At 43.9% G+C, this 4899-nt stretch carries 4 protein-coding genes; 1 reads left to right on the top strand and 3 read right to left on the bottom strand.

All coding sequences use genetic code 11. From position 1 onward, the window contains the following. Positions 1-11 precede the first annotated feature (11 nt). Positions 12-1550 carry a Do family serine endopeptidase gene (locus AAGC65_RS24915; RefSeq protein WP_343115175.1) on the top strand — a complete coding sequence of 513 codons (1539 nt, stop codon included), beginning with the start codon at positions 12-14 and terminating at the stop codon, positions 1548-1550. 176 nt (positions 1551-1726) lie between these two features. Here AAGC65_RS24915 and AAGC65_RS24910 read toward each other — a convergent pair whose 3' ends face one another. The 3 genes from AAGC65_RS24910 to AAGC65_RS24900 all read right to left on the bottom strand — a co-directional run. Further along, the gene (locus tag AAGC65_RS24910; RefSeq protein ID WP_343115174.1) at positions 1727-3424 is read right to left on the bottom strand and encodes a hypothetical protein; all 1698 of its coding nucleotides are present in this window, start codon (positions 3422-3424) and stop codon (positions 1727-1729) included. 7 nt (positions 3425-3431) lie between these two features. Beyond that, the gene (locus AAGC65_RS24905) at positions 3432-4388 is read right to left on the bottom strand and encodes a FecR domain-containing protein (protein ID WP_343115173.1); all 957 of its coding nucleotides are present in this window, start codon (positions 4386-4388) and stop codon (positions 3432-3434) included. A 25-nt stretch (positions 4389-4413) separates the two neighbouring features. Continuing rightward, a partial coding sequence (locus AAGC65_RS24900; RefSeq protein ID WP_343115172.1) for an RNA polymerase sigma-70 factor occupies positions 4414-4899 on the bottom strand: 486 nt, incomplete at its 5' end.

Genomic DNA, 4899 nt, shown 5'->3' with positions numbered 1-4899 from the left:
GGCAAATATAAATGAAAAAGATAGGTTTAACACTATTAACCGCTTTTGTAGGAGGTGCGCTGGCTTTAGGGGCATATAAGATGATCGAGAATAAATATGCCGATAACATGAGCTTTGAAGAAAAGCAAAAAGTATACTTTACCAGCAATAAATCGGCACCGATAGTTTCATCAACCGGGGCTCTGGACTTTACAGAAGCTGCAGCCGCGGCAACCCCCGCAGTAGTATACATCCGTACAACGTACAGCAGCCAAACGGGTGGCAGCGGGCAAAACCAGCTGGAGCAAATGTTCGGCGATATGTTTGGTCAGCGTATGCCGCAGCGCGGCCCTCAGCAAGCGTCCGGCTCGGGGGTTATTATTTCGCCCGATGGTTATATTGTAACCAATAACCACGTGGTTGAAAAGGCTGATAAAATTACCGTAGCTACCAATGATCACCGTAGGTTTGAAGCCAAAGTGATAGGTACTGACCCAAGCACGGATTTGGCACTAATCAAAATTAGTGCAACAGACCTGCCAATTGTAAAATTGGGAAACTCTGACGAAACCCGTGTAGGGGAGTGGGTGCTTGCTGTAGGTAACCCCTTTAACTTAACCTCAACCGTAACTGCGGGTATTATTAGTGCCAAGGGCCGTAATATAGGCATCATTGGCAGCCAGGATAATGAGGATGAGAACCCGTTCGGTCGTACCCGCAACCAGCAGGGTGGTCCAAGGCTTAATAAAGCTATTGAGTCATTTATCCAGACAGATGCAGCCATTAACCCGGGTAACAGTGGTGGTGCCTTGGTAAACACCAAAGGCGAATTAGTTGGTATTAACGCTGCCATTGCATCGCACACAGGTTCATATGAAGGATATGGTTTTGCTATACCCATTAACCTGGCCAAAAAAGTACTGAACGATATTAAAAAATACGGTTCTGTAAAACGTGGCTTTGTAGGTGTGAGCTTTACCGAGCTTAATCCCGAAGTTGCCCAGCAATTAGGCGTAAGCAATACCAATGGTTTATACGTGAATGATGTAGTGCCTGGTGGTGGTGCAGAACAGGCCGGTATTAAAAAGGGTGATATTATTGACAAGGTTGAAGGCACTCAGGTTTATGAATCATCAGATTTGCAGGAGCATGTTGGCCGTTTACAACCAGGCGATAAGGTTAATATAACCGTGCTTCGTGATGGTAAGGAGAAAAACTTCGCGGTAACACTTAAAGCTGATGCTACCCCAACAAACCGTACAGCTGCGGTATCTAAATCGGCCGAGGAATTGTTTAACAAATTGGGAGCAAGTTTCCAACCGTTAACAGCTGCTGAAAAAGCAAAATTCCATGTTAACTCTGGTGTTAAAGTTACCCAGGTACGCCCGGGCCGCGTGTTTGATAACTTTGAGATACCCGTAGGATCAGTGATCACCAGTATCAATAAACAGCCCATTAATAGTGTGGCCGATATTGATAAAGCTATTACCAATCTACGTAATGGCAACCTGGTAATTTCAGGTAACTATCCAGACGGAACCAATTTTAACAATATGTTCCAGGTACAATAAGAATAACTAAAGCGATTTAATAGTGAAGCCCTGGTCGAAAGACCGGGGTTTTTTGTTAAAAAAGTTTTGTCATGCTGAACGGAGTGAAGCATCTATTCTACAATATGAATAGTGCACGATCAGATCCTTCACTATCGCTCAGGACAAATGGGAAGGGTTATAAAATAATTTAAACATCAAAAGAAACTAACCCCAACAGCCCAGCCTATCCAACCAGTCCAATTGCGGCTGTTGCTGATGAAACTATGGTGCAGATCGCGCACCCAGGCATAACCATTAACAGGGTTACGCTGGTCTGAATAAAAAAGGTTCAGCGCTGGTCCGGCGTTTATGGAGAATGCTTTGGTGATTTTGTAAGTTAATGAAAGATCAAACCGGCTTAATAAATTGGTGCGTGCCCAATTGCCCTGGTAAACGTAGTTTTGAGTAAGCTCCGGGTTAAGGGCAAGGCTTTTGCCCAATCCAAGCTCGCGGCCAAAACCGAAGCCAAAAGCATATAATTTACTGTTATTATCAAACCGTAGGCCGCCCTGCCAGATGGTATATAATTGCCGGCTGCCTGTTTTAAGGCCCAGGTTAGCATTCAGCGTTTCGTTGCTTGATAGGGCCAGTTTATGATAGCCATGATTTACAATATTGATCAGGCCGATGCTATAGCCTGATGAAGTATCGGCAACATTGATGAGGCCAAGCTGTACACCCCGCAGGTTACGGGCATAGTTAAAAAGCCCTGCCTGCACTCCGCTTGTTTTTTGTCCGGCTATGTTGCCTAAAATTGCTGCCTGCATACCAGCCACGTTACCCCGGGTATGGTTATATAAGACAGATGCCTGCATACCCCTAAGGTTATGTTTTACGCTGTTATGCAATAAGGAGAGCTGAACGCCCCGAACGCTACCCAGCACATTGTTGTACAGGCCTCCAACCTGAATGCCTTTAACATTACCGCCTACTACATTGAATATACCTGCAATTTGTACGTCGCCTACATCACCTTTGTCGAGGTTGAAAATGAGGCCAAGCTCGAAGCCGTCAACCCCGGCATTGTAACCGCCCACAGCGTTTAACGATACCTTGTTTACTACTTGCCCGCTAAATTCGGCGTGAGTACTTACACCCGGTATGGCCGATGCCTGAAAGGGAGCCTGAGCAATAAGACCATGCAGGTTTGCTGCTTGTATCTGTTGTTTGGTGGAAATAAAAAGCCGCCCTAATGAGGTGCTTTCAATACCATCATTATCACCACTGATGATGTACCCGATCAGGCTTTTGGGTTTGTTACTGTCGGGATTAACGGTTACACCGGCTAAAAAAGTGATGGTGGTGTCTTTATAAAATTCTTTGCTCACGGTTAGCATAACGGGTTGTCCGTTATTTTTAAGAAGGAGTTCAAAGTGTCCATCTTTATCGGTAAGGGCTGATTGTAGCAGTACACGATCATAAACACTGGCGTTTTCCAGCTTTTTGCCGCTTTGTTCGTCAGTTATAAAACCGCTTACATGGTACTCATCGCCTTCGGCTGCTGCCTTGTCGGTAGTTAATGATAACTGCAAAGGCGCGTAGCGTAGGATAACAAAGTTGCGGGTTTCTTTATATTCAAAACGATTAAGGAGCATATGGTCAAGCACTTCCTTAATGGTCCAATTATCAGCATTGATAGTTACCAGACTATCGGTTTTAACAATATTGCTGTTGTAAGAGAATGTGAAGTTTCCTCGCTCCTCTATAGTTTTCAGCACTACGCCCATGCGCATATTGCTTACATGGATAGATATGTTTTTGGCGAGGATTGATTCGGGAGGGTTGGCGTAGCTTATTGCCGGGAATGTAAATATGACCAAGGCGACAATAAGATATCTGCGTAAACAGCCCATGTAGATGTTATTTAAATATGATCTGCTGGTTTTTGCGCTCAACTCTGATCTTAAAAGTATCACCAATAACACTCACTATTTCATCAAGTGACTGGCCCTGAAAGGTTGTGGTGATAGGCAGGCTCTCCAGCGATTTATTGGCTATAACAACGTGCGCTCCATATAGCTCATTAAGCGTTTGCACCACCTCAGCTAAAGGTGTTTTATCGCACACCAACTGACGGGTTAAATAGTAATTATAAAGCTTGCCCTTGTTTTGTTCTTTGGATAAAGCGCCTTTCATAACGGTCGCTTTTTCGCCTGGACTCAGCTCAACACTGTTTTTATGCTCGTTCACCTTTACAATACCGGTTTCCACAATTACTTCGGTTTTGCCATTTCGGCTCTTAATATTGAATGACGTACCAACCACCGTAACCGTTACATCATTCACCTTAATTATAAATGGTTTTGTTTTATCGGGTGCAACCTTAAAAAAAGCTTCGCCCTGCAAACTCACCGGACGAAAGTTATTGGTGAATCTTTTGGGGTATACGATTGTAGAATGTGCATTGAGCGTAATTTCAGAGCCATCTGGCAGCGTTTGAGCACGAACTTTAGCATTACTGTTAATTTTGATAAACGAGACCGAACCATTGTCGTAAAAGTGATTAAAGGTTAGCCAAAGAACGGTACTAATTAAAATTACGGATGCCGCCAAACCAATCCAGTAGGAGGTAGGGGTCGTTTTTACCAATGATTGCTGCCGTAAAGATGCGGGATTGTTAAGCCGGTTTTGCAAACGTATATAGGCATCTTCTTTATTAATATTTCGTACGGTTTGGGGGCTTTGGTCCCAAATAAGTTTAAATTGTTCATAAAGCGCACGGTTAGCTTCGCTGGCAGCAATCCAATCGTCCACAAATAAACGCTCGGCGCGTGAAGCTTCGCCGGCAATATACTTTACCAATAAGTCGTCATCCATATTTGTATTGGCACTACCCATCATACTACCACTGCATTAATATAATTAAAATAATTGGCAAAAATTCCGCCAGTTTCTGGCGCATCATGCGTAGCGCCTTACCCATTTGATTTTCCACTGTTTTAACAGAAAGACCCATGTGATCGGCAATCTGCTGATATTTAAGTTGTTCAAAACGGCTCAGCTGAAAAATGATGCGGCATTGCTGGGGCAGTTCGCTCATCGCGGAATCAATGCGTTGCTGCAGTTCGGCAGTCATTAGTTTTCCAGAGGTATTTTCTTCCTCATCCTGTTGTAGCTGCCCGGCATAATATACCCCAAATGAGGCCTTTACTTTTTGATGTTTTAAGTAGTTAAGGCTTTCATTGTGCACAGCCCGGTATAAGTAGGCCTTTAATGAGCCATCGGTTTTTAGCTGATGGCGTTTTTCCCATATTCGGCAAAATACGTTTTGTACAATTTCTTCGGCCAGTTCATCATCTTTCAAGAAAGTATATGCATAGGCATGCAG

Origin of the sequence: Mucilaginibacter sp. (genome assembly GCF_039207105.1) — a bacterium.
Classification (GTDB): domain Bacteria; phylum Bacteroidota; class Bacteroidia; order Sphingobacteriales; family Sphingobacteriaceae; genus Mucilaginibacter.
Note: the sequence above shows the minus strand (reverse complement) of the source record. Positions and strands in the feature narration are given on the sequence as shown.